Below are 24163 nucleotides of genomic sequence, written 5' to 3'. Positions count from 1 at the left end.
GGATGTGCTGGCTCGGGTATCGCTCGGTACAAACGGGTAAATCGTAACGCGTTTGCCAGGCAAACGACTACGCCTGGATCGACGCCATGACACGCTGAACTAACGCCCAGGCATCGGACGGCCCGGGCGTTTTACACCGTGCGCCTGTCCTGTCGAATCCGTATTCAGGGTGCGGCTTGACTGAGGCAATCGAGGCATACGCAGCAACAGGCTGATTTCCTCTGCACTGACGGCCTTGCTGAAAAAGTGGCCTTGAATTTCATCGCAGCCGTTTTCCCGCAGGAACGCCTGCTGCTCTTCGGTCTCGACACCTTCGGCGATGACCTTGAGGTTCAACTTGTGCCCCAACGAAATCACCGCAGTGGCGATGGCCTTGTCGTTTTCGTTGTCGGGCAGGTCGCGCACGAAAGACTGGTCGATCTTGAGCCTCGCGATCGGGAAGCTCTTCAACGCTGCAAGGCTGGAATAACCGGTGCCGAAGTCGTCGATCGAGAGACTGGTGCCCATTGCCTGCAGCGCCTTCATTTTACTGATGGCTTGCTGAAGGTCTTGCATGATTAGGCTTTCGGTCAGCTCCAGCTCAAGGTACATCGGTTCAAGCCCGGTTTCCTGCAGGGCATGGTTGACCCGGTCGATCAGGTTCCTTTCGACGAACTGGCGCGCCGAGATGTTCACCGACACGGTGATCGGCGGCAAGCCGGCCGCCTGCCATGCCTTGTTCTGCCGGCACGCGGTGTGGATCACCCAGTCGCCGATGGGCACGATCAGGCCGGTTTCTTCGGCCTGGGGAATGAACTTGATGGGGGACACCATGCCAAGCTCGGGATGCTGCCAGCGAATCAATGCTTCCACGCCAATGATCTGGCCCGACTGCAAGTCCACCTGTGGCTGGTACAGCAACAGGAACTCGTCATTGTCGAGGGCGTTTCGAAGCCCATCCTGCATGGCCAGCTTGCCCTGTACCTTGGTGTTCATCTCGCTCGTGTAGAACTGGAAGCTGTTGCGACCCAGCTCCTTGGCCCGGTACATGGCGGCGTCCGCATTGCTGATCAACGTATCGGTGTCTGCGCCGTCGGCAGGGTAAGTCGCCAGCCCCATGCTGCAGGTGACGTGGAGTTTATGGCCGCTGAGGTGGATCGGTTGCAGGATGGCTTCCTGGAGCTTGTGCAGGACGGGCGTCACGCCGTCGAGGTCCGAGGGCTGGTCGAACAGGATGATCACGAATTCGTCGCCACCCAGTCGCACAACGGTGTCGGTCCGGCGGACACACTCGACCATGCGCTGGGCCACCGTCTTCAGCAGTTCATCACCGGCACTGTGCCCAAGGCTGTCATTCACCAGTTTGAATTTGTCCAGGTCGAGAAACACCACCGTCACCAGCCGGTTATAGCGCTGGGCATAGAGCATGGCCTGCTTGAGGCGGTCTTCGAGCAGCGTGCGATTCGGCAGCCCGGTCAGCACGTCATGATCGCCCATGAAGCGAATGCGCTTTTCCGTCAACTGGCGCTCGATGGCAATCCCGGCGAGGGGTGTCGCCAGGTCGATCAGTTGCGTCTCGGCCGGACTGGGGCTGCGCACGGTCTTGGCATACAACGCAAATGTTCCCAGTACCTTTCGCTCATGGGACAGGATCGGCGTCGACCAGCAGGCGCGAAACCCGTAGGGCTCGGCGATTGAACGGTACGCTTCCCACAGCGGATCCTGCTGGATATCCGTGACGATCACCGGTTCTCGCCGATACGCCGAAGTGCCACATGAACCGACGTTCGGACCGATTTCGATCCCGTCGATGATCTGGCTATAGGCTTTGGGCAAACTGGGCGCGGCCCCGTGGTGCAAATGCCTGCTTTCTTCATCCAACAAGAGGATCGACACCATCATGCCCTCCAGCTGGGACTCGACCAGGTGAGCCAGGCTGTCGAGCACCTCGGCAAGCTCGGTACTCCTGGCGATCAGCTCCAGGACATGGCCTTGTCCGGCACGAATGACCGCCTCTTGCTCCAGCCGGCTGTTCTGCACGGCGAGCCGTTCAGTGGCGATGCTCAATTGGGCGGTTCTTTTTTCCAACTGAAGCCGGTCCTCGAGGAACTGATTCACCGCCCGCGCCATGTTGCCGATCTCGTCGTTCCCATGGTCCGCCATCATCAAATGCGTTTTGTCCGCATGCTCCTGGCGCAACTGCCGGCTTATCTCATTCAGGCGCACGAGTACATGGCGGCCCATGAAGACCCGGGTCACGAACCAGGCGAGCACCAGGCTGGCGCCCAACATGATCAGCACCCATTGCTGGCTACGGTTCGAGTCCTCCACCAGCCGCTGCACGGCTGCGCGATAGTCCTCGGTGTAGGCATTCGATTGCGCACGGGCCAAGGCGACCAAGACCCCGGCCTGATTCTGCAACTCTTCGTTGAAGCGCTTTATGACGTTGTGCTGATCGACGAGCGCCCTGCGCAGGGAAAACAGATCGGGCTTGCCCATGCCAGCGTCAGGTGAAGCTGCCTCGGGTGACAGACCTTCATAGCGCACCCGCAGCCGTTGCACGGTCTCACCGTCAGCCGCCTGCGACAGTTCGAAAAGCAACACCGCCCGCTCCAGGCTGGCCGGGGTGCTGGCCGCCGTTAACCGGGCGGTGCGATCCTCCAGGGCCTGCTCGAACGTGATCTCGGTTTGCAACAGGCTCTCACGCAACTGCGCAACGATGGTGGCGGTATTGCGGAACAACTGGCTCGACTGATGCATATCGAGTATCGCCACGGCACTGTTCGCGGCGGTCAACTGCTGAACCAGTTGGTCCAGGGCGCCAAGCTGTTCGACGGTCGCGGCATAGCTTGATCGCAGGACTTCGGGCGAGCGGGTGGTCAGGAGCTGGTCGGTCTGGCGTTCGATCAGCAACGTACGCTGCACCATGTCCTGGCCATATTGCATGCGGACCAACCGCTCATCCGTCAGTTGGCGAGTGGCGTTGTTCGAGGACCGCAACGCGTAGACCGCCGTGGCTCCCCCCGCCAGAATCAATAGCGCCAGCGCCACAAATGCCAGCGCGAATTGGGCGCGGAGTGATTGTGGCCACAGCTGGCGTCCAAGCCGGGAAAAAATATCCAACATCAGGGGTTCCATTGGCGGCGATAGATGTCTCGATAGCCGTTATCCGGATCGTACTGGGATTTTTTTCCACCATCGAAGGCGACATTGTCGGCGTTGACCAAGTGGATCGGCGCGATGAAGCCGCTCACCGGCTGGCCTGCAAACAACCGGTTCAATTCGTCCATTACTTGCCAGCCGTGCAGGTTGAGCGGCTCGGCGACGGTAACGGTCTGGTAGGTTTTCGCCTGGATGCGCAGGAAAGCCGAAGCGCTGCCATCCCCGGCAGACAAAAGACTGATGCCATTGCTGGGTATCGCGGCGCCGGTCAACGAGGCAATCGAGTAGTCGAAATAGATATCGTTGATCGCCAGCGTGTGGGTCCAGCGCTTGCCATAGCGCTGGAGCAGTTCCCTGGTCACAGCAGGCATCTTCTCGCTGCTTTCGGAGATCGCGACATCGCGCACTTCCAGCATCGAACACCCCTGGCAGGCCCGTATGACGTCCTCCATGGCCTTGGCTTTGGTCATGGCGATGCTGTACTTGGAGTCAGTGAGAATGACCACGCCGGCCTGTCCGTTTGACTGCGCCACCGCCGCCATGGCGGTTAGCCGTGCGACTTCAAGCGGGTCGCTCGTGACGTTCATGGCCACCGGCGTACCGTCAATCGGCCCGGGGCGCACCCCGGCATGCCACCCGACCACCGGGATGTCCTTGTCGGCGAAGCCCGTCAGCGTCGCGTTGTTCTCAAGGGCATCGGAACCGCACAGGATGAGGCCGTCGGGCTTCGCCGCCAGGGCATCGGAAAAAGCCTTGGCGCGACCGGCCGCGGAGCCTGCGCCATCGAAGATCCTCAGCGTCCAACCCATCGCACTGGCTGCCTCCCGGGCACCCTGCGCGACGCCGACAATGCCACCGTTGCGCAAGTCCTCCGCGACCAGCGCGATATTCTTGCCCCGCTGGGCTGGCGGGCCGGCCTGCGGACCGCTCCAGCGGACGGCCCCGAGGGTGGCCTTGGCTACGATTTCCTGGGCTTGAGCCACCGTCACCGTGGCAGCCGCTTCGTGTGGTTGCTCCTGGCCGTAGCCGGAAGTCGCCGCAAAGAAACAGGAGACCGCCATTGACGTCACCCAGCGTAGCGACGGCCCGATCAAACAGGTTCGATCACCCCGAATGAGGCGGGATCCAGGGCCGGTGGCGCGTTCATAGTCTGGCATGGCGTCCCTTTGCCAAGAATGCAGTACCGAAAGGATAGCCGGGTTCTGCAACTATCAAGTCCTTTTCGGGCCGCCGACCGCGTCCAGGCTGGCGACCCTGGCTACGCCCGGCTTATTGGCGTCCCTCGTAGTTGACCATCCAAGCAATCCCGAAACGGTCTTCGAACATGGCGAAGCGTTCCGCCCAGAACGTCTTCGCCATCGGCATGTACACGCTGCCACCCGCACTCAAGCCGTTGAAAAGCCGCTCGGCCTCCTCCACGCTGTCGACGTTGAGGGAAACCGACACGCCTTGCGGCTTGCGATACGGCTGGCCTGGCGGGCAGTCGGATGCCATCAGGCTGAAATTGCCCACGGTCAGGCAGGTGTGCATGATCAGGTTCGGGTCCTTGGGCATGCCGACGTCGTCTGGCGCGTCGGCAAAGGACATGGAAAACAGCTCGCCGCCCAGCACGTCCTTGTACAACGCGAAGGCTTCCTTGCAACGGCCATCGAAGGTCAGGTACGGAATGATTCTCATGGTGTGCTCTCCTTTCGTCGGTTTCACGATTGACTGGATATCTGCGCCCGCAGGCGTTCTTCCTGTGCCTGTAGTTCGGGGGTAAAGCTCTCGCCGAATTCCTCGAGTTCGAAGATCTGGCGGATCTCGATTTCACTGTCGCTGATCATCGGGTTCGGACAGCGCTTGACCCAGTCGATCGCCTCTTGCAGTGACTGGACCTTGAACATCCAGAACCCGGCGATCAACTCGCTTGTCTGGGCGAACGGCCCTTCGACGACGGTCCGGTCCTTGCCGGAAAACTGCACACGCACCCCCTGGGCACTGGGATGCAGGCCTTCGCCGGCGAGCATCACCCCCGCCTTGACCAATTCTTCGTTGTAGGCACCCATGGCGGCCAGCAGCTCCGCGCTGGGCATTTCTCCGGCTTCCGATTCCGGACTGGCCTTGACGATCACCATAAATCGCATACTCATATCTCCTGGGGAATGAATGGGTCAGGCCGTCCGTGTGGCGGCTCTACAGGGTAGTCGAATGGCGATGGCGCGAATCGACAGCATGGCGGCGTTTTTTTTTCGAAGCGTGGTAAAGCCCGGGAATGAGTTGATCAGGCATGGCATTGCGCGATACCTGGCAGCCGAAATAGCGATTGGTTAGCCGCTCAACCCTCGCCTTATATTTTCAGGGTCAAAAAGTCCGTCGATGAATAATAAAGCGAGAGTCCGCTCATGATTAAGATGCTAGCCGCTGTGCGCAGGAAACCCGGCATGACCCATGTTGAATTCCTCGACTACATAGAGCACCAGCACGGAAAGATCGCCCAAGCCAAGCCCCTGGGCGTCAAGCGCTACGTCCAGAACCACGTCATCGATGCAGCCTTTGGCGTCGATTCCGATAACGCCTACACGCAAACATTTCACAGGGATTCCATAACGGAACTGTTCTTTGAAAACATGTCGGACCTGATCGCCACCTTCAGCGACCCCTATACCCAGCAAACCACGGGACCTGATGCCAAGAACTTCGCTGACCTCTCCAAGCAGGTTGCGCAACTGATGGATGAGGTCGAGCTGTCCGAAACCGGCACATTGCCCACGCATTGGAAGGCGATGCTTTTCCTCAAAAAGAACGCCGCGGTGCAGCTCGAGGCTTTTTTCAGCGCGTGGGATCGCGCCCATGCTGTGGCAGCGAGTGAATATCCGGCGTTCCAGAAGGCCCTGCGCAGGCACGTTCGCGCCCGGTATATGCCCGAAGGTGACCGGGTGACGTCTTATTTCGGACCGGACATAGGCGTCTACGAAGGCGTTTCCAGCCTGTGGTTCGAAAACGAAGCGGATCTCCAAGGTTTTCGGCAGTACCAGAGGTCGTTGTTCCAGCAGCTTTCCGACGAAGGGATCGCGCTATCGTCAGAATCGTTTTTCGTCTATGTGAAGGAAGTTGTCATTCTCGATCTGGGCCAATAGACCTCCAGCACTCACCGCCGGACGATTGCGCAAGCAGGACTGGCCCTGAATAAAAAAGGACGACTGTCAAAGCCGTCCTTTTATTTATTGCCGGCCCGGGCTCAAACAGGCTCGGCCAATAGCGCGGTGGACTCGCGCATGATCTGGGCATGCTCGTCTTTATCACCCCCATTCTTTTCCAGCTCGCACAGACGCGCGGAGTTCTCGACCACCAGTTGGCACCGCTCCCAACGTCGCGCTTCGAATCGGGCCAGGCCTGTCTGGAGATCACTTTCGGCGAGCAGTTCCTCAGCCAGCACGATGGCGCTCTCGATGCCAATCCCAGCCCCGGAAGCCAAGTGCGGCGTGGTGGCATGCACGGTATCCCCGATCATCACGATGCGGCCTTGGTGCCAGGGTAACGGCACCAATAGATTGGCCAGCGGGCGATAGTCAATACTGGCGCCCGGCTCGTACAGCTGCGGCACCAGCGCTTGCAGGATCGGGGCTGGGAACTCGGCCAGCAGACGGGCCATCTCACCCGGCCAGGTGGCCGGATCGATCCATTCGGAAAAATCACGGTTCTCCATCAGAAACATGTACATGTGCGTGTCGGAAATCGGATTGACACCGACCTTGGTGCGCCCCAGCCAGTGAGTCGGGCGGACGATTTCCGGCGGGCGCCTCAGCACCGCGCGCCAGACACTCTGGTGGATGGGTTTTGGCGACGGCGCTTGCGGGAAAAATTCCTTGCGCATCCGCGAATGCACACCGTCGGCGGCGATGACCAGGTCATAGCGTCCAGCAGTCCCGTCGGTGAACGACACTTCAATGCCGTCGTCCTGCTGGGTGAGGGTGTCGTAGGTGATGCCGAGGCGCACGCGGGTGCCCACTTCCCTGGTTTTTTCGGCGAAGATCCGGGCCAGCACCGGGCGCAGGATGCCGCCGCCACAGGGAATCGGTTTATCGCTGACCGGAGGCCGAAGTGCCAATTGCACGATCAGTTCGCCTGCCGGTGAAAACACATCGAAGTTGGTCGACAGGTACCCTTCCCCAGCGACCCGTTCAAGGATTCCAATCGTATCCAGGGCACGCAACGTAGGCCCACTGAGGGTAATACCCGCCCCCAGCGGACACCACAGCGGGTCTATTTCCACCAGATCGACTTCGACGCCCTGGCGGGCGAGCTGGATAGCCGCGGTCATACCGGAGAACCCGCCTCCGATCACCAGGACCTTATTGACTGCTGCAATCATCGCGCTCTCCTAATTATTCTTATTTCAATCGGGCGGACATTGCCTGGCGCACCGACAAGCTCTGCGGCGCCATCGAATCAACGCCGCAGAATCATGAGAATGCCGACGAAAAATGCCGGATCAGCCACGAGACTATCGAATCGGGAATCAGCGCTGAAATCGCTTTGCACAATCCGAGGTATCGCTGCCGGCGATGGGTCTGCCAGTGCCACACACAATCCAGCCACCCAAACCCGTGGCGAGGGCGCTCGGCGGTGCATCAGCCATGAGGATCCAAGCCCCAGCAACCATGGACCAAACACTGAAAATACCTGTGGGAGCGAGCTTGCTCGCGATAGCGGTGGGTCAGCCGACAACGATGCTGGCTGTGCCGCCGACTTCGCGAGCAGGCTCGCTCCCACAGGACGATATGCCTGGCCTGATATGGCTACACCAGCCACCCCAACCCGTGGCAAGGGAGCTTGCTCCCGCTTGGGTGCGAAGCGCCCACAAGATAGGGGGCCGCTACGCAGCCCAGCGGGAGCAAGCTCCCGCGCCACAAAAGCGCTCGGCGGTGCATCAGCCATGAGGATCCAAGCCCCAGCGTCCATGGACCAAACACTGAAAATACCTGTGGGAGCGAGCTTGCTCGCGATAGCGGTGGGTCAGCCGACAACGATGCTGGCTGTGCCGCCGACTTCGCGAGCAAGCTCGCTCCCACAGGGTTATGTGCTTGGCCTGAAATGACCACATCAGTCACCCCAACCCCGTGGCGAGGGGATTTATCCCCGCTGGGCTGCGCAGCAGGCCTAAAACAGCGAACTCAATCTTTCTGACATACCGAGTTGGCTGGTTTAGGGGCCGCTGCGCAGCCCAGCGGGGATAAATCCCCTCGCCACAAAAGCGTTCAGCGGTGCATCAGTCATTAAGGTGCAAGCCTATGCCTCAATGGACCAAACACTGAAAAATACTTGTGGGAGCAGGCTCGCTCCCACAGGTTCACACGCTTTCCAAGCCATCCCAGCAGAGGTATTTCACCTCAAGGAACTCGTCGATTCCCAGGTGGGATCCCTCTCGCCCAAGACCGCTCTGCTTCACGCCACCGAAGGGTGCGACTTCATTTGAAATCAGGCCGCAGTTGATGCCCACCATGCCCGATTCGATGCGCGCGGCATTGCGCCAGATGCGGGCCGCGTCACGGCTGAACAGGTACGCCGCCAAACCGAACTCGCTGTCATTGGCCATCGCGATGGCCTGGTCATCGTTGTCGAAACGCACCAGCGGCATGACCGGGCCGAAGATCTCCTCGCGAGCGACCCGCATCCCGTGGGTCACCTCGGTGAGCAAGGTGGGCTGGAAAAAACACCCGCCGAGGGAATGAGGTTTGCCACCGGCCAGCAGCCGGGCACCTTGCGCCAGCGCATCATCCACCAACGCCTGGGATTTTCGTACCGCCGCGTCATCGATCAACGGCCCGACCTGCACGCCAGGCTCCAGGCCGTTGCCCACCTTCAGGCGCGCCATCCGCTCGACGATGCGCTCGGCCAATGCGTCATGGACTCCGGACTGCACCAGCACCCGATTCGCGCCGATACAGGATTGCCCGCCGTTGCGAAACTTGGCCAACATCACGCCGTCGGCTGCCGCATCGAGATCCGCATCGTCGAAAACAATGAACGGAGCGTTGCCGCCCAGCTCCATGGAGCATTTCTTGACCGTCTGCGCTGCTTGCGCCAGCAACAGCCGGCCCACTTCGGTGGACCCGGTGAACGTGAGCTTGCGCACCAACGGGTTGGCCGTGAGTTCACCGGCAATGTCGCGCGTGTCGTTACCGGTGATGACACTGAAAACGCCGCCCGGCACACCCGCGCGCTGCGCCAGTTCAGCGAGCGCCAACGCGGTCAGGGGCGTCTGGCTGGCCGGTTTCACCACCATGGTGCACCCGGCCGCGAGGGCTGGAGCGGCCTTGCGCGTGATCATGGCGGCGGGGAAGTTCCAGGGCGTTATCGCCGCGCAGACGCCGATGGGTTCGCGCAGTACGACGATGCGCTGAGTGTCCTTCACCCCCGGAATCAGATCACCGCGCACCCGCGTGGCTTCTTCGCCAAACCATCGCACGAAAGACGCCGCGTAATCGACTTCACCGCGCGCCTCCTCCAGTGGCTTGCCCTCCTCCAGGGTAATCAGCGTGGCTATGTCCTCGCGATGCTCAACCATCAGCTCATACCAACGGCGCAACACCTCGCCACGGCGCTTGGCCGTCAGGCGACGCCACGGGCCGTAGGCCTCGTGCGCCGCATCGATAGCCTGCCGGACTTCAGCTTCGCGACAGCGCGGCAACTCGGCCAGCACCGTCTGATCCACCGGGTTACGCAACGTGTACCGACCGTGCGGCGTCTCGGTCAGCCATTGTCCAGCGATGTAGGCGTCGGTCCGCCACAGCGTGGGATCCTTGAGTAAATGCTTCACTGTGCAACTCTCCCAATCAGCACGGATGGCGCCCGATCATGAAGGCGCTGTCAGGGTCCGAAGTCACTGGCAGACCCGACGCAACCAAGCCTTGGCGCAGCGACTTCATGAAGCGATCCGGCACGCGCATCGCCGGGGCTCGCAATGGGCCGCCGTTGAAGCCGGCGAGCCAGTCCTGGTATTTCCACATCGTCCGGTTGAGCACACCGGTACCGCCGGCGTAGCTTTGCGCGGCAGCGCCGTTGGCACCGCGGGCCGGATTGACCTTCCAATACAGTTCCATCGCCTCTTCAAAGCGCCCCGTGCGCGCCAGTTCGAACGCTTTCGGGTAGTAGTCGCTCATCCAGGCGGTGTTGCTGGTGCCGGAAAACTGCAACTTCATCAGGCTCATCAAGGGGATCGCGTCGCCTTCGATCGGGCAACTGATCACCACTTGGTCACGGAAGTGGTGGTACATCTCGCAAATACCCGCCGGCAATGGGAACCCTTGCTCCGATTTGATCGCCGCGATGTTCGGGCAATCAGCCAACAGCCGACGGACCAACTCCAGGGACATACCCGCCGGATGCACCCGTTCAAAGCCCCACAACGGAATCGGGAACAGCATCACGGCAAGGTCCGTCGCGTCGCAGAACGCCTTGGTGTAGTCGTAGATTTCCTGCTCGTTGGTCGGCCAGAACTGCGGTGGATAGGACAGCAGGACAATATCCGCACCGGCATTCTCGGCGAGCTTCACCGCCTCGATGTTCTCGGCAAGCGTGCCAAAAGCCGCGTGGAAGAACAGGATCAGGTTTTTTCCCGACTCACGGGCCCAGGCCGTGAACCGCGCGTTCTCCTGGGGAGAGATCGCCAGTTCGCTGCACAGCAACGTGGCGCTGTAGCCCAGGCCGACCGTATGTTCAATGTCGTGGCGAATGCCACGTTCGTTGAGTCGCTTCAGATCGGCGCTGAAACTTGGGATGGTGACAGCCGAGCAGCCCACCAGGTTTTCCCGCGCCCAGGCACGGGCATCCGTTTTCTTGTATGTGGCCATGGTGATTTCCTTTGAACAGTGAGGGGTTATTTCGAGACAGGGACAATGCTGGCAGGCAGCTCGATGCCGAGGCCTTGCTGCCGGGCGCGCTCGTACAGCGCTTGGGCGATGACGACGTCCTGCAACGCCGAGCCCACCGATTTGTAGAGAACGATGTCGCTTGCCTGCTGGCGCGGTGTGACACGGCCCGCGACCAGGTCCGACAGCGCGACCAATTTGTCGGCGACATACACGCCGGCACTGATCGCGGCAATGGCGTCACCGGTATCGTGGAGCACTTCCTGCGGCATGTCCGCGACGATGCAGGCGGCTCGCTCCATCGTGGCCGGGTCAACCTCCCGTTGCTCAGGCAAGGTGGACCCCAGCGACACGACCGTGGCGCCCGGGCAAAGCCACGCGCCTTGCAACACCGGAGACTCGTCACGGCTGCGGGCGGCACAGATCACCACGTCAGCGTCCCGCACCGCCTCTTGGGCGCTGCTCATCGCCTGGATATCCAGCCCGGGCCTGAAGCTTTCGGCAAAACGCTCACGGCTCGCGGGCGTTGGACTGAACACCCGGACATGGGACACGTCGCGCACGGACTTGAGGCAGTCCAGCGCACCCCGCGCCTCGAACCCGGCGCCAATCACACCCACCCGCAGCGCTCGCTTGGGCGCCAGCAAATCGACCGCCAGCGCAGCGGTGGCGGCGGTACGCAGACCGGTCACCCGATTGCCGTCGATCAGCGCACTGAGGGCCATGGTTTGCTGATTGAACAAGGCGATCAGGTAGCTGGCGCAGCGCGCCCGCATGGAAGCGGCGATCAATTTGCAGCCCATCTGGCCGCTCGTGGGCGGTACGGCGGTCAAGCTGCGCAGCCAGAGCCCGTCGCCCCGCGCCATGGAACGAGGCGGCACCATCGCGTCGGACGTCGGATGGGCATACGCCTCGGCGAGTGCGGCGACGGCAGTGCTCCAATCGGCGAGAGAGGCAACATCGGCATCGCTGAGGAAAAGCGTCGGGGCGATGACTTGGCGTTCTTGGGCGTGATGCATAGTGCGAACCTCGCAATCGGTATCAATCGTTGGTTGACTGACACCCTACGAGGCACGCCCCCCATCGAATACTGCTGGGGAGCGAAAGCAGCTATCGCTTAAATCGATGGCATCGACAGATTGCAGATCAACCGGCGCACCTCACGGGAGGCACGCGTCACCGGGCGACGGGGCGACTCCGCCAGGACAACGAAGCGCTCGAGGACCGGCTCGACGATTCGCGATGACACCAGTCGCTGATCCAGCGAGCCCGGCAGCACCGACGCAATGGCATAGCCGCCCCCCGCCGCCACGACTTCGTACTGCAGCTGGACGGAATCGGCTTCCACGGCCACGGATAATTCGACACCTTGATCGGCGGCCAAGTGGTCGAGCCTGGCCCTCAGCAGATGCGGTCGCCCGGGTACGACCAGGGGCAATCCAGATAACTGCTTCAACGGAATGTCCCGACTGGCGAAAAGAGGATCGACGGCAGGCCCCACCAGATGCAGTGGGAGCCTGGCCAGCAGATGCGCTTGCCCGATGCTCGCCTCGCTCTCGCGCAGCACCAGTGCCATATCCAGGCGACCGTCGTGCAACTGTTCTTCGAGTTGAGCGCTGGCGCCCTCGATCAGATGCAACCTCACCCCGGGCATCTGCGCCCGCACCGTGGAAAACAGCGTCCCCGCAAACCGCCGCACCGCCGAGGGCAACATGCCCACGACCACCTCGCCCACCGGTTTTCCACGCAGGTTGCGAATGTCGTCGGCAAGGCCCTCCGCATCCGCGAGAAGGCCGGATATACAGGGCAACAGCTGCTCGCCGAACTCGGTCAGGACCACGCCTCGTCCGGTGCGATGGAACAGGCGCTCGCCACATTGCGCTTCGAGCAAGGCGATATTGCGGCTCACCATGGATTGCGGCATATCCAGCAATACGGCCGCTTTGCTGAGGCTGCCCGCCGCCACGACACGAACGAACAAGGTCCAGCGCGGATCGATGATGGTCAGCGCCGAGGCGGGGTACTGCGTCGTCGTTTCCGGCACCTGGGCATTCTGGATGTTGGTCATGTCAGCAGCTCGTTACGGGCCTGATGCAGGTATTCGCGACTGTCCTGCAGATGCAGGCGCATGGCCGCGCGTGCGCATTCGGCATCTTGATTGAAGATCGCCTGGTAGATCTGTTCGTGCTCGCTTTGCATGCGCTGTTCGTAGTGCAAAGGCTCATCGTGGAACAGCCGCGCAGAATCCAATCGGCTGCGCGGAATGATGACCACGCCCAGGTTGAGCAGCGTGTTGGCGATGTAGTGATTGCCGGTCGCCTCGGCAATGCCCAAGTGGAACTGGAAATCCAGCGCCGCCCGATCATTGAGGCTGACTGCCGGCTGTCCGAGCTGATCGAGCAGCGCTCGCAAACCGGCCAACTGATCCGGGCGGCGGCGTTGCGCGGCGAGCCCGGCGGCTTCGACTTCCAGGCCGATCCTGAACTCCATGATCGCCAGGGAATCGACAATGACACCGATCGTCGCCGGGTCGATGAAGGTCTTCAACGACAGCGTGCTATCACGCACAAACGTGCCGATGCCGTGGCGTGTCTCGACCATTCCGGCGGCCTGCAGGCGCGACATCGCCTCGCGCACCACGGTCCTGCTGACCCCATGTTCAAGCATGAGGGCCGACTCGGTGGGCAATTGTTCTCCGCTACGCAGTCGCCCCTCGATGATGTGCTCGGAAAGCAGCACCTCAAGCCCTCGGGAAAGACTGCCGCGTTTTTTTCCTTCCGACGCACGCACGGTCATTCCTCGAAAATCGCCACGGCGCGGACGAAGCCGGCCGAGGCGTGCCTGATCTTGTAAGGGAAACAGGACACCTGAAAGCCATGGGCGGGCAGGCATTCCAGGTTCGCCAGTTTCTCCATCTGGCCGTAGCCGATGTCGCGCCCGGCCTTGTGCCCTTCCCAGATGATCGAGGCGTCGCCGGTGGCGGCGAAGCGTTCGCGTGTGTACTTGAACGGCGCGTCCCAGCTCCAGGCATCGGTGCCGACCACACGCACGCCGCGCTGGAGCAAATACAATGTGGCCTCGCGGCCAATGCCAACCCCGGCATCCAGATAACCCGGCTGACCGAACAGCGCACCGGCGCGGGTATTGACCAGGACGATGTCCAACGGCTGGAGCACGTGCCCGATGCGCGCCAGCTCAGCCTGTACTTCGGCGGCGCTGACCACGTGACCGTCTGGCATATGGCGAAAGTCCAGTTTCACCCCCGGTTGCAGGCACCAGTCCAGTGGCAGTTCGTCGATGCCGAACGCCGGTTTGCCGCCGTCCGTGGTCGAGGCGTAATGCCAAGGGGCGTCCATGTGCGTACCGCTGTGGGTGGTGATTTGCAGGCGCTCAGCCGCCCAGGACTCGTCGCCGGGCAGTTGCGCCTTGGCCAGGCCGGGAAACATCGCGGCCATCTCCGGCCAGCCTTGTTGATGGTCCATGTAGTCGATTTTCGGCAGCAACGGCGGCGGATCGGTGTAAGGGTTGTTGTCCAGGGTCACGGACAGGTCCACCAGACGGCGTTTAGTCGGTTGCATGATCGGTCACTCCAAGCGCCACCCGCCCCCGCGCACGACGCGCCGAGGCAGCAGGCTTCAAACTGTTACGTATCAAGGCGGCTGCCGAGCCGTCATGGCGAAAGCCAAGGGCGCGGGCCAGTGGGGTTTTCATCGCCGGGAAACTGCCGAACAAGGCTTGCAGCCCGGCATCCGGTGCAAAGCTGATCAGCCTGCGGCGTTCCTGGCCGTAGGCAGCGGCCAGGGCATCGATGACCTGGGCAATGGACAGGTGCAACAACGGCAGTTGCCAGACACGTGAGCCGCCGAGTTCGGCGGTCGGCAGCTCGGCGGCTCGCAGCAGGTTATCGACGCAACACCGCACCGACATCCACCACGCCTGCGCCTGCGGCGACACCGGGCAGCAATACGGCTCGCCCTGGGCAAACGCGTGCAGCAGATCGCTCATGAACGCCGAACGCAGGCCGTTGGGTTCACGTGGACGCGCGACGATGCCGGGCAGGCGCACGGCACGACCGTCCACCTCGCCGCGCCGAGCCAGGTCGTTGAGGACCGTTTCCACCATCACCTTGTGCGCGCCATAGCTTATCTGCGGGTGCGGCACGGCACGCTCATCCATGCGCGCCGGCAGGTCGCCGCCGTACACCGCCACGCTGCTGGCATACACCAGCACCGGCACGCCAGGTTGTTCGCGCAACTGATCGAGCAATTCCAGGCTCGCCAGCAAGTTGACCTGATAGCCCAGTGAATACTGCTGCTCGGCCGCGCCGCCCGGCACGCTCACCAGGTGGAACACCACGTCGATGCCATCGGCCAGGGCGCGACGCAGCAACGCGGCATCGGTGACGCTGCCACAATGACGGCGCACGCGCTTGTCGTCCGCAAAACCCGCCAGTTCCTTATCCAGCAGGATCAGCGCGCTGATGGGCTGGCCTCGCAGCTGATTCGTGTCGAGCAGGCGCTGCACCAGTGCCCGCCCGACAAAGCCGTTGGCACCGGTAATCATCACGCGCATGGGCGGTCTCCACGGACGACACGCTGGTCTATCGCGCCAAAGACCGACTGCCCTTGTGCATCGAGGACGTCCATGCGCACCCGGTCGCCAAAGCGCATGAAGGACGTTTTGGGCGCGCCCTGTTCAATCATCTCGACGGCACGACGTTCGGCAATACAGGCCGCGCCAACGCTGGGGTCGGCATTGGAAACCGTGCCGGAACCGATCACGCAGCCGGCCCTGAGACGGCGGGTCAGCGCTGCGTGGGCAATCAATTGATGAAAGCCAAAATGCATGGCGCCACCGTGGGCATGCCCGAACCACTGGCCATTCCACTCGACCTTCAGCGGCAAGTGCACGCGCCCGTCGCGCCAGGCTTCGCCCAACTCGTCGGGGGTGATTGCCACCGGGGCGAAGCTTGACGAGGATTTGGCCTGGATAAACCCGAAGCCGGTCTTCATCTCCCGGGGTGCAAGTGCGCGCAAGCTGACGTCGTTGACTTGCACGATGAGGCGGACATGGGCAATGGCGTCTTGCGCCGAGCAGCCCATGGGAACCTCATCGACCACCACGGCGAATTCGCCTTCGAAATCGATACCGTGGGTTTCACTGGGCAGCACGATGTCATCGTGGGCGCCGAGGAAGTCATCGCCGCAACCCTGGTACATCAGGGGCGTGTGTTCGACACCTTCGATGGGATCCAGCGAAAACGCTTTCTGCATCCGCTCGCCATGGCAGAGAAACGACGAGGCATCCAGCCACTGCCAGGCACGCGGCAAGGGTGCCGCGGCTTGCTGCGGATCAAAGGCGAAGGCACCGGGCAGCGCGCCTTGGTTCAAGGCGTCATAGCGTGCGCGCAAAGCGGCTTCGACGCTCGGCCAATGCTCGATGGCCTCCTGCAGCGTCGCTGCGAGATCACTGGCATCCGCCGCCCAGGCCAAGTCGCGTGATACCACCAGCAGACGACCGTCGCGGCGGTGATCCTTGAGGGTACTGAGCTTCATGCCTGTTCTCCTTGCAGCTCAGGCGTGAAGCGACCGTCGAGCAACACGAAGAGCATGCGTGCCATCTGCTCGGTGCGATTGCTCCAGGCATGATTGGTGCCGCGCTGCACGACGACGTCACCGCGCTGGAGGTGCACCTCTTCGCCATCGAGGACCAGCCAGACCTCGCCCTCCGTCACTACGCCGTAATCCAGCGTTTCGGTGCGGTGCATCAGTTTGTGCGTGGAATCCGCCTGCCCGGTACCGGCGTGGGCCTGGCCAATTTCGGCGAAAGCCGCCGCGGCATCCTCGGCACTGACCTGGTTCTGCACGCTGTCGGGCGGGATATCCACCACGCGGATGACGCTGCCCAGCGGGGCCGGGCTCAATTGAAGCGGCTTGCGGGTGGGGTCGTCGCCGTTGTCGAGCGCGGCCGGGCTGGCGCCGCTGTTCCAGATCTCGTGGAAGACCGTGCCGGGTACGGCCTTGAGCGGGAAGCTGTTCGGCGTCGGTCCGCTGAGCGCGACCACCGCCCGCCCCTGGGCATCGTGCCCGGTGACCACGCGTTTGAAACCAGGAAGCTGTTGCATGTTCAAGTCCTCAATCTATGGGTGGAACGTGCCGGCGGGTAAAAATGGATTCATGGGAAGCCTTAAAGATCGAGCACCAGCCGCGCGCTCCTGGCGCGCGAGCAGCACGGCGTGAACTGGTCGTTGCGTGCTCGCTCGGCATCGGTCAGGAACATATCGCGATGCTCCGGCTCGCCTTCCAGCACCCGTGTCAGGCAAGTGCCACAAATGCCCTGCTCGCAGGACAACGGGATGTCGATGCCGGCCTCCAGCAGCACCTGGGCCACGCTGAGCGCGGCAGGTACCTGGAAGCATTGCCCGGTGCTTGCCAGTTGCACCTCGAACCCGCCCGCCTCGCTGGCCGGCGCAGCGGCGGCGGTAAAATACTCGCGGTGCAGCTGCGCCTCGGCCCAGCCCTGCGTGCGTGCGGTATCCAGCACATGGTCCATGAAGCCATTCGGGCCGCAGACATACAGGTGACGATCACTGGCCGGTGCGGACAGAACCCGAGCACTGTCGAGGCGCTGGATGGCCTCGCCATCGTCCAGATGAACATGCACGCAATGGGCGAACGCGGAATGACGGATGTACTCGATGAAGGCCATCCGCCCGGCCGAGCGACCGCAGTAGTGCAACTCGAAAGGCGCGCCGACCCGCGCCAGGCGCTCGGCCATGCAGAGGATCGGCGTGATGCCGATACCGCCTGCGAACAGCACGCTGTACCCTGCCCCATGTTCCAGCGGGAACAGGTTGCGCGGCTCGCTGATGCGCAGTTGGCTGCCTTCGTGCACTTGCTCATGCATGGCCTGGGAGCCGCCGCGGGACGCGGGGTCGAGCAACACCCCCAGCCGGTAGCGGTGGCGTTCTTCGGGGTGATTGCACAGCGAGTACTGGCGCACCAGGCCGTTGGGCAGGTGCACGTCGATATGCGAGCCGGCACTGAAGGCAGGCAGCACGCAATCCTCGACCGGGGCCAGCTCGAAGCTGTAGATGCCTTCGGCTTCGCGCCGCTTGCGAGTGACGATGACTTCGATCATCACTTGGCACCCACAGGCTGCTCGGCAGCGATCAAGCGATCGAGTACACGCCGCGCGCGGATGGCGCCTGCATCACCGATCAGCAGGACCGGCTTCAAATCCCAGAACGACGCATCGCCCATCATGCGCTGCTGCGCCTCGAGCATGGGCAAGTCTTCATCGGCAAAGGGTTGGTTGATCGCGGCCGCTTGCTCGTCAGCGAATCGCTCGGCGAATTCGCCCATTGCCTTGGGGAAACAAACTGAAAACCAGTAGTGAGTCGTGGTCTCGGTTTCCGGGGTGAACAGATGCGGAATCGGCGTGGAAACGCCCTGCTCCCTGGGGAGCCCTGTCGCCACCGCACCGGAAAACAACAACATGTTCGCAGGCGCATCCCAACGCACATCAATCCAACGGTCCACCGGGGTGCCCTGGGGAATGTTCCAGGCGGCGTAGAGAAATTCCGGCATGATTTCCGCGACGGTCTGGCGGTTGGACCAAACGGTATTGCCCTCCTCCTGCACGCTGGTCAACGCGCTCTTGACGCCATCGCCACCCAACGTCGCCGGATGCAGGAAATCGATATGACTCAGGTCCATGATGTTGTCGGTTTCCAGCACATAGTTGGCTCGCGCGTGCAAGTAGCGTTTACCGACATACCATTGGTCTTCATCCATGCAACTGAAATCCGCAATCTGCGTCGCATCGGCCTGTTGTGGATCGCCCATCCAGATCCACAGCAGGCTATGGCGCTCGACCAGCGGATAAGTCTTGACCTTCGCCGCCTTGGGAATCGCACCATCGCCGTGGGGGTTATGCACACAGGTGCCGCTGCCGTCGAATGCCAGACCGTGGTACGGACAACGCACCGCATCGCCTTTGAGGATGCCCATGCCCAGGGGTGCAAAACGGTGGGGGCAGCGATCGGCGATGGCTTGGGCGGTACCTTGGGTGTCACGAAAAAACACCACGGGCTCATTGAGCAAGGTGCGTTGGAACAGCTCGCCAGCCTTGACCTCGGTGCCCCAGGCGGCCGCGTACCAGACGTTGCGGAGAAAGCTCATCGCAATTCCTCTTTTTCAAGACTTGATGACGGACTGGCGTGCGTCTCCGCGCGCTCGGTTTCAATCAACCGACGCAGCACCCGCCGACAGCGCACGGCCCCGGCATCGACGGGCAACAACACCGGGTTGAGGCCCAGCAAGTCAACCTCACCTATCTGGCGCTGCTGGGCCTCGACCATGGGTTTGTCTTCACCGGCGAAGATGCCGATCAACATGTCCTGGACGAAGGCGTTCAATGGCGCGTTGTCCTGCTCGAAACTGCGCGTGTTGGCGAAGAAATAATGGGTATTCGTCGCGTCCTGCGGGGTCATCAGGTGCAGGTTCCAGGTCACCGGCCCCTCGTCCCTGGGGCACCCTGGCGCGGTGGCGCCACTGCCCAGCAGCATCAGGCCAGGCGCGTGCCAGATGACTTCGGCCCAGACGTCTGCCCGGCTCGGATCTTCAAGGTGGGCGCCGAAAGCCGGCGGAGGAACGTCATCGGCGGCCCACCAACTGATGCGCACGCGATCGTTGGGCAACTCCTCGACGGTGGCGCGGGTGCGTGACAACGCTCCGCCACCGAGCGTATCCGGGTGCAGGAAATCAACATGGCTCAGGTCCATGATGTTGTCGGACAGCAGTTCGTAGTGCGCGCGCGTGGGCAGGTAGCCGTGTCCCTTGGCATGGGTGGGCGCCTGCTCGAAAAAGGAAAAGTCAGGGATCAGCGCATCGCTGGCCAGGTGACGCTCACCCGGCCAGACCCAGATCGCGCCGTGGCGTTCAACGACCGCGAACCCGCGGACACAGGCCGCCTTGGGGATGTTTCCCTCGCCATGGGGGTTGTGCGTGCATTGGCCGCTGCCGTCGAAACGCAAACCGTGGTACGGGCACTGGACGCTGTCACCGACAATCGTGCCCATGTGCAGCGGGGCAAAACGGTGCGGGCAACGATCGGCGAGCGCCTGGATCGCGCCCCGGCTGTCGCGAAAGAAGACCATGGGTTGTTCGACGATGGTTCTGCCAAGCATCGCCCCTGGTGCCAACTCGTCCGCCCACCCGGCGATGTACCAGGTGTTGAGCAAATAGCTCATATCGTTCTCCTCTCGTTCTTGTTCTTGTTTTTTTGGGATGTGGGATGTGGAATCAGCGATCAGGCTTTGCCGCAACCGCAGCGGGAAAAACCGCCCCGCCGCCACGCAACCGAATGCAGGCCACGGCCACCAGGAGTTGAACGCCGGCAACGATGCCCAGCGCGGCGGGCAAGGCGCTGGTCACCCCACCGGTGATCGCCAGCACCACCAGCGGGCTGACAAACTCCCCGGCGAAGAACATCGAGGTGAAACCACCGGCGGCGCGGCCGCGCTGCTGGAAGTCGACCTGGGCCATGATCCAGGTGAGCAGGGTCGGCATCATCAGGCCGATACCCAGGCCATTGATCAGTACGGCGATCACCACCCATCCATGGCTGTCGGCCACCGCCAGCAACCCACCGCCGATGCCAGCGGCGACGAAGGCCAGGAGCATCTGCCGGTGCGCCGCCACGCCACTGAACAGGCGGAAACTCAACGCGCCGACCAGTACGCCGAGCTGGCTGGCGCCCATGGTCAAGCCGATCTGCTGCGACCCTTCGACATGCAGCAGGTTGAGCAGATAACCGACTTGTACCGGTACGATGAACAGGCTCAATCCGGCAAGGAATGCCAGGCCATACAACGGTGCCAAGGCGCGCCAGGGAAACGTCGCGCCTGCGGCTCTTTTCGCCGCGACGTCACGCCCATGCGGCTCCCACAACAGCCAGGCCATCAGCGGCAGCAGCACCAGCCCCAACCCATACAGCGCAAACGGTGTGCGCCAGCCGTGCTCGCCCAGCACGCCGCCGATGGCGATGAAAATCGCCGCCGACAGCGAGGTCGCGACCATTTGCAGGGCGAACATGCGTTCACGCCGCGCGCCGCTGTAGTAGTCGCCCATCATCGTGGTGCAACACGTCATGATCGCCGCCTCGGCCAGGCCGATGCCGGCGCGGCTGGCGACGATCGCTTGCAACGAATCCAGCCAGAGCGGCAGCACGCCACAGACGGTGTAGAGGCACATCGCGCCGATCAGCAACGGCTTGCGCCCGAGTCGGTCGGCAATGATCCCGGCGAAAGGTGCCAACAGGGCAATCATCAGCGCCGGTAGCGTCAGGGCGATGGGAACCAGCACCGCGACGCCCGGGGTGTCGGCGAAGTGTTCCTGCATGCGCGGCAGGACGGGGGCCAGCAGCACCGCGCCGAGGACCGGCAGGCAGCTGCCGAGCAACAGCAACAAGGACTGCGGCAGCCGCGCCTGGCGTTCAACGTTCATCACGCACCTCCGGCGGTTGGGTCGCGCAGAACGCCACCCCGAAAGCGACCAGACCGGTTCGAAGCGCTAGCCAGAGATGCTGCTGGAGCTGATACATGCGAGGCATGGGAACGTCCTTTCTTATTGTCATGACGCGATGGTTTGGGCGCAGGGCGTTGCGCGTTGATGCTGTCCCGGGGTCTGCGGACAAAGGGCCTGTTGCAGGCAACCGCCCCCCTCGACGACGGCAGGCGTGAGCGCCAGGCTTGTCGGCGGGCTGGGTACAGCCAAGGTCTGTTCCCGGCTGATCCGCTCGCTCGGCAACAGGAAGTGCGCCAGGGCCGGCAGCAGGACCAGGGCACCGACCATGTTCCAGACGAACATGAACGCCAGCAGCACGCCCATGTCGGCCTGGAACTTGATCGGTGAAAACATCCAGGTGGCGACCCCGATCGCCAGGGTCACACCGGTCAGCATCACGACCTTGCCGGTGGACAGCAGCGCCCGGTAATACGACTCCGACAGGCTGGTGCCTTGGCGCATGTGACCGAGCAGGATGCTCATCACGTACAGCGCGTAGTCGACGCCGATGCCCACGCCGAGGGCGATCACCGGCAGGGTCGCGACCTTGACGCCGATGTCCAGCCAGACCATCAGCGCTTCGCAGAGGATCGAGGTGAGCATCAGCGGAATCACCGCGCACACCGTGGCACGCCAGGAGCGGAAGGTGATCAGGCAGAGCAGGATCACCGCTCCGTAGACCCAGAACAGCATTTCCCGATTGGCCTGCTTGACCACGATATTGGTCGCGGCCTCGATTCCGGCGTTGCCGGCAGCCAGGAGGAACTGGACGTCGTGGGTATTGTTCGCCGCCGCGAACTGTTCGACATGCTCCACCAGGCGGGTCAGGGTTTGCGCCTTGTGGTCGGAGAGGTAGGCGTACAGCGTCAGCAGGCTGCAGTCTTCGTTGTAGAGACCGCGTGGCGCCCCGGCGGTGACCATGTTGAGCATCGCCTGGTTGTTCTGCAGCTCGTACCACTTCGGGCTGCCTTCGCTGAGGCCCACCAGCATCCGGCGGTTGAGCAGCGCCAGCGAATTGGTCGAGTCGACACCCGGCAAGGTGCGCAATTGCCAGTCGAGGGCATCGACCTTGTTCAGGATGTCATAGCGCGAACAGGCGCTGGCAGGCGTCTTGATCATCACCGCGAACAGGTCGCTGCTCGCGCCGTAATGCCGGGTCAGGAAGGCGTCATCCTGGTTGTAGCGCGAGTCAGCGCGCAGTTCGGGAGCGCCCGCATCCAGGTCACCCACCTTCAATTGCAGGCTGACCACGAAGCCGAGCGTCGCCAGCGCCAGGCTCAGCGCGATGCACACCGCCGCCCAGCGACGCCGGGTGAACAGATCGAGGAAGCGCCAGAACCCATGGCGATGTTCGCCGGCTTGCTCGGCGTGCTCGCTTTTCAGGCTCAGTCGCGCCGCGTGGCCGCTGACGCCGACATAGGAAAGCAATATCGGCAACAGGATCAAGTTGGTGAAGATCAGTACCGCGACGCCGATGCTGGCAATCATCGCCAGGTCCTGGATCACCTGGATCTTGATGATCATCAGCACCGCGAAACCGACCGCGTCACAGAGCAGCGCGGTGAGGCCGGCGAGGAACAGGCGGCGAAAGGTAAAGCGCGCGGCGACCACGCGGTGCATGCCGCGACCGATGTCCTGCATGATCCCATTCATCTTCTGCGCCCCATGGCTCATGCCAATGGCAAACACCAGGAACGGCACCAGCACCGAATAGGGGTCCAACTGATAATCCAGCAACGGCAGCAGGCCAAGCTGCCAGACCACCGCCACCAATGAGCAGAACACCACCAGCAAGGTGCTGCGGATGCAGCGGGTGTACCAATAGAGCACGACGGTGGTGATCAGGATCGCCACGGCGAAGAAGATCAGGATCTGCCGCAGGCCGGCGATCAGGTCACCGACTTTCTTGGCGAAACCGGTGATATGGATATCAACGCTGTCGCTCTGGTATTGGCTGCGCAGCGATTCCAGTTGTTGCGACAACCGGGTGTAGTCCAAGGGCCGGCCGTCGGGAGTGCGCTGCAACAGCGGGACCTGGATGATGCTCGAGGCCTGGTCGAATGCCACCAACTGGCCGATTTCGTTGGACAGCTGCACATTGCGCCGCAAGGCCGCCAAGCTGGCGGAACCACCGTCGTAGTTATCCGGGATCACCGGCCCGCCTTCCAGGCCGGCTTCGGTCACGGCGACCCAGCGCGTGGCGGGCGTCCACAACGATTTCATGTAGGCGCGATCGACACCGGGCAGCAGGTAGATCTTGTCGCTCAACGCCTGCAAGGTCTTGAGGTAGTCAGCGTCATAGATCTCGCCCCGCTTGTTCACCACGGCGATGCGCAAGGCGTTGCCCAGCCCGCTCAACTCCTGCTGGTGCTCAAGGTAGTTGGCAATGTAGGGATGATGGGTGGGGATCATTTTTTCGAAACTGGCGTTGAGCTCGACGCGGCTGGACTGCCAACCCAACACCAGCGTGGTCGCCAGGCACAGCAGCAACACCCACAGGCGATGGTTGAACAATGCCCGTTCGAGCACCGAGCCGGAGCGCGGATCGAAATCGTCGAAGGCTATCGCAGGGGTTTGGGGAAACTTACCAGGGGACGTCAT

Annotated in this window: 20 protein-coding genes; 1 reads left to right on the top strand and 19 read right to left on the bottom strand. The window is 62.5% G+C overall.

All coding sequences use genetic code 11. The features are described 5' to 3' along the window. Positions 1 to 99 precede the first annotated feature (99 nt). The 4 genes from M8Q45_RS09180 to M8Q45_RS09165 form a co-directional block, all read right to left on the bottom strand. Entirely contained in the window at positions 100 to 3117 is a 3018-nt protein-coding gene (locus M8Q45_RS09180; RefSeq protein ID WP_249874425.1) for an EAL domain-containing protein, read from the bottom strand. Next, the gene (locus M8Q45_RS09175) at positions 3105 to 4124 is read right to left on the bottom strand and encodes a substrate-binding domain-containing protein (protein WP_249877300.1); all 1020 of its coding nucleotides are present in this window, start codon (positions 4122 to 4124) and stop codon (positions 3105 to 3107) included. Before M8Q45_RS09175 ends, M8Q45_RS09180 begins: the two co-directional genes overlap by 13 nt. 286 nt (positions 4125 to 4410) lie before the next feature. After that, a complete protein-coding gene (locus M8Q45_RS09170; protein ID WP_249874424.1) occupies positions 4411 to 4818 on the bottom strand; it encodes a VOC family protein in 408 nt (135 codons plus the stop codon). Between the two features lie 23 nt (positions 4819 to 4841). Further along, a complete protein-coding gene (locus M8Q45_RS09165; protein ID WP_249874423.1) occupies positions 4842 to 5267 on the bottom strand; it encodes a YciI family protein in 426 nt (141 codons plus the stop codon). Between the two features lie 297 nt (positions 5268 to 5564). On the opposite strand from M8Q45_RS09165, the gene M8Q45_RS09160 reads away from it, so the two are divergent. Then, positions 5565 to 6260, top strand: a complete 696-nt coding sequence (locus M8Q45_RS09160) for an EthD domain-containing protein (RefSeq protein WP_249874422.1) — start codon at positions 5565 to 5567, stop codon at positions 6258 to 6260. 101 nt (positions 6261 to 6361) lie between these two features. On the opposite strand, the gene M8Q45_RS09155 is transcribed toward M8Q45_RS09160, so the two are convergent. The 15 genes from M8Q45_RS09155 to M8Q45_RS09085 all read right to left on the bottom strand — a co-directional run bounded on the left by M8Q45_RS09155 (position 6362) and on the right by M8Q45_RS09085 (position 24163). Beyond that, positions 6362 to 7495, bottom strand: coding sequence for an FAD-dependent oxidoreductase (locus M8Q45_RS09155; RefSeq protein WP_249874421.1), 1134 nt, complete (start codon positions 7493 to 7495; stop codon positions 6362 to 6364). Positions 7496 to 8473: 978 nt separating this feature from the next. Beyond that, the gene (locus M8Q45_RS09150; RefSeq protein ID WP_249874420.1) at positions 8474 to 9943 is read right to left on the bottom strand and encodes an NAD-dependent succinate-semialdehyde dehydrogenase; all 1470 of its coding nucleotides are present in this window, start codon (positions 9941 to 9943) and stop codon (positions 8474 to 8476) included. A 16-nt stretch (positions 9944 to 9959) separates the two neighbouring features. Beyond that, the gene (locus tag M8Q45_RS09145; protein WP_249874419.1) at positions 9960 to 10976 is read right to left on the bottom strand and encodes a dihydrodipicolinate synthase family protein; all 1017 of its coding nucleotides are present in this window, start codon (positions 10974 to 10976) and stop codon (positions 9960 to 9962) included. Positions 10977 to 11002: 26 nt separating this feature from the next. Continuing rightward, positions 11003 to 12013, bottom strand: a complete 1011-nt coding sequence (locus M8Q45_RS09140; protein ID WP_249874418.1) for an ornithine cyclodeaminase family protein — start codon at positions 12011 to 12013, stop codon at positions 11003 to 11005. Between the two features lie 98 nt (positions 12014 to 12111). Then, positions 12112 to 13062, bottom strand: coding sequence for a LysR family transcriptional regulator (locus tag M8Q45_RS09135; protein ID WP_249874417.1), 951 nt, complete (start codon positions 13060 to 13062; stop codon positions 12112 to 12114). Then, on the bottom strand, positions 13059 to 13784 hold the full coding sequence (locus tag M8Q45_RS09130; protein ID WP_249874416.1) for a FadR/GntR family transcriptional regulator: 726 nt from the start codon (positions 13782 to 13784) through the stop codon (positions 13059 to 13061). Before M8Q45_RS09130 ends, M8Q45_RS09135 begins: the two co-directional genes overlap by 4 nt. A 2-nt stretch (positions 13785 to 13786) precedes the next feature. After that, positions 13787 to 14572, bottom strand: coding sequence for a cyclase family protein (locus M8Q45_RS09125; protein ID WP_249874415.1), 786 nt, complete (start codon positions 14570 to 14572; stop codon positions 13787 to 13789). Next, positions 14559 to 15566 carry an NAD-dependent epimerase/dehydratase family protein gene (locus M8Q45_RS09120; protein WP_249874414.1) on the bottom strand — a complete coding sequence of 336 codons (1008 nt, stop codon included), beginning with the start codon at positions 15564 to 15566 and terminating at the stop codon, positions 14559 to 14561. The genes M8Q45_RS09125 and M8Q45_RS09120 overlap by 14 nt, the downstream gene beginning before the upstream one ends. Next, on the bottom strand, positions 15557 to 16549 hold the full coding sequence (locus M8Q45_RS09115; RefSeq protein ID WP_249874413.1) for a fumarylacetoacetate hydrolase family protein: 993 nt from the start codon (positions 16547 to 16549) through the stop codon (positions 15557 to 15559). The genes M8Q45_RS09120 and M8Q45_RS09115 overlap by 10 nt, the downstream gene beginning before the upstream one ends. After that, the gene (locus M8Q45_RS09110; RefSeq protein ID WP_249874412.1) at positions 16546 to 17118 is read right to left on the bottom strand and encodes a cupin domain-containing protein; all 573 of its coding nucleotides are present in this window, start codon (positions 17116 to 17118) and stop codon (positions 16546 to 16548) included. The genes M8Q45_RS09115 and M8Q45_RS09110 overlap by 4 nt, the downstream gene beginning before the upstream one ends. Before the next feature lie 62 nt (positions 17119 to 17180). After that, positions 17181 to 18134 (bottom strand): PDR/VanB family oxidoreductase, encoded by a 954-nt coding sequence (locus tag M8Q45_RS09105; RefSeq protein WP_249874411.1) that lies wholly within the window; start codon positions 18132 to 18134, stop codon positions 17181 to 17183. Continuing rightward, positions 18134 to 19177 (bottom strand): Rieske 2Fe-2S domain-containing protein, encoded by a 1044-nt coding sequence (locus M8Q45_RS09100; RefSeq protein WP_249874410.1) that lies wholly within the window; start codon positions 19175 to 19177, stop codon positions 18134 to 18136. Before M8Q45_RS09100 ends, M8Q45_RS09105 begins: the two co-directional genes overlap by 1 nt. Continuing rightward, entirely contained in the window at positions 19174 to 20247 is a 1074-nt protein-coding gene (locus tag M8Q45_RS09095) for a Rieske 2Fe-2S domain-containing protein (RefSeq protein WP_249874409.1), read from the bottom strand. Before M8Q45_RS09095 ends, M8Q45_RS09100 begins: the two co-directional genes overlap by 4 nt. A gap of 52 nt (positions 20248 to 20299) precedes the next feature. Further along, the gene (locus M8Q45_RS09090) at positions 20300 to 21502 is read right to left on the bottom strand and encodes an MFS transporter (protein WP_249874408.1); all 1203 of its coding nucleotides are present in this window, start codon (positions 21500 to 21502) and stop codon (positions 20300 to 20302) included. 126 nt (positions 21503 to 21628) lie between these two features. Continuing rightward, complete coding sequence (locus M8Q45_RS09085) at positions 21629 to 24163, bottom strand: efflux RND transporter permease subunit (protein WP_249874407.1); 2535 nt, start codon at positions 24161 to 24163, stop codon at positions 21629 to 21631.

Origin of the sequence: Pseudomonas sp. T1.Ur (assembly GCF_023516725.1) — a bacterium.
Classification (GTDB): domain Bacteria; phylum Pseudomonadota; class Gammaproteobacteria; order Pseudomonadales; family Pseudomonadaceae; genus Aquipseudomonas; species Aquipseudomonas alvandae.
This window is presented reverse-complemented; position numbering and strand designations above follow the sequence as displayed.

What these genes read in the sequence shown, in the direction of transcription:
- M8Q45_RS09105 (WP_249874411.1), bottom strand. Translation starts at nt 18,134, where the DNA reads ATGATCGAAGTCATCGTCACTCGCAAGCGGCGCGAAGCCGAAGGCATC.
- M8Q45_RS09085 (WP_249874407.1), bottom strand. Translation starts at nt 24,163, where the DNA reads ATGACGTCCCCTGGTAAGTTTCCCCAAACCCCTGCGATAGCCTTCGAC.
- M8Q45_RS09120 (WP_249874414.1), bottom strand. Translation starts at nt 15,566, where the DNA reads ATGCGCGTGATGATTACCGGTGCCAACGGCTTTGTCGGGCGGGCACTG.
- M8Q45_RS09145 (WP_249874419.1), bottom strand. Translation starts at nt 10,976, where the DNA reads ATGGCCACATACAAGAAAACGGATGCCCGTGCCTGGGCGCGGGAAAAC.
- M8Q45_RS09170 (WP_249874424.1), bottom strand. Translation starts at nt 4,818, where the DNA reads ATGAGAATCATTCCGTACCTGACCTTCGATGGCCGTTGCAAGGAAGCC.
- M8Q45_RS09155 (WP_249874421.1), bottom strand. Translation starts at nt 7,495, where the DNA reads ATGATTGCAGCAGTCAATAAGGTCCTGGTGATCGGAGGCGGGTTCTCC.
- M8Q45_RS09100 (WP_249874410.1), bottom strand. Translation starts at nt 19,177, where the DNA reads ATGAGCTTTCTCCGCAACGTCTGGTACGCGGCCGCCTGGGGCACCGAG.
- M8Q45_RS09165 (WP_249874423.1), bottom strand. Translation starts at nt 5,267, where the DNA reads ATGCGATTTATGGTGATCGTCAAGGCCAGTCCGGAATCGGAAGCCGGA.
- M8Q45_RS09110 (WP_249874412.1), bottom strand. Translation starts at nt 17,118, where the DNA reads ATGCAACAGCTTCCTGGTTTCAAACGCGTGGTCACCGGGCACGATGCC.
- M8Q45_RS09115 (WP_249874413.1), bottom strand. Translation starts at nt 16,549, where the DNA reads ATGAAGCTCAGTACCCTCAAGGATCACCGCCGCGACGGTCGTCTGCTG.
- M8Q45_RS09125 (WP_249874415.1), bottom strand. Translation starts at nt 14,572, where the DNA reads ATGCAACCGACTAAACGCCGTCTGGTGGACCTGTCCGTGACCCTGGAC.
- M8Q45_RS09140 (WP_249874418.1), bottom strand. Translation starts at nt 12,013, where the DNA reads ATGCATCACGCCCAAGAACGCCAAGTCATCGCCCCGACGCTTTTCCTC.
- M8Q45_RS09160 (WP_249874422.1), top strand. Translation starts at nt 5,565, where the DNA reads ATGACCCATGTTGAATTCCTCGACTACATAGAGCACCAGCACGGAAAG.
- M8Q45_RS09090 (WP_249874408.1), bottom strand. Translation starts at nt 21,502, where the DNA reads ATGAACGTTGAACGCCAGGCGCGGCTGCCGCAGTCCTTGTTGCTGTTG.
- M8Q45_RS09180 (WP_249874425.1), bottom strand. Translation starts at nt 3,117, where the DNA reads ATGGAACCCCTGATGTTGGATATTTTTTCCCGGCTTGGACGCCAGCTG.
- M8Q45_RS09135 (WP_249874417.1), bottom strand. Translation starts at nt 13,062, where the DNA reads ATGACCAACATCCAGAATGCCCAGGTGCCGGAAACGACGACGCAGTAC.
- M8Q45_RS09095 (WP_249874409.1), bottom strand. Translation starts at nt 20,247, where the DNA reads ATGAGCTATTTGCTCAACACCTGGTACATCGCCGGGTGGGCGGACGAG.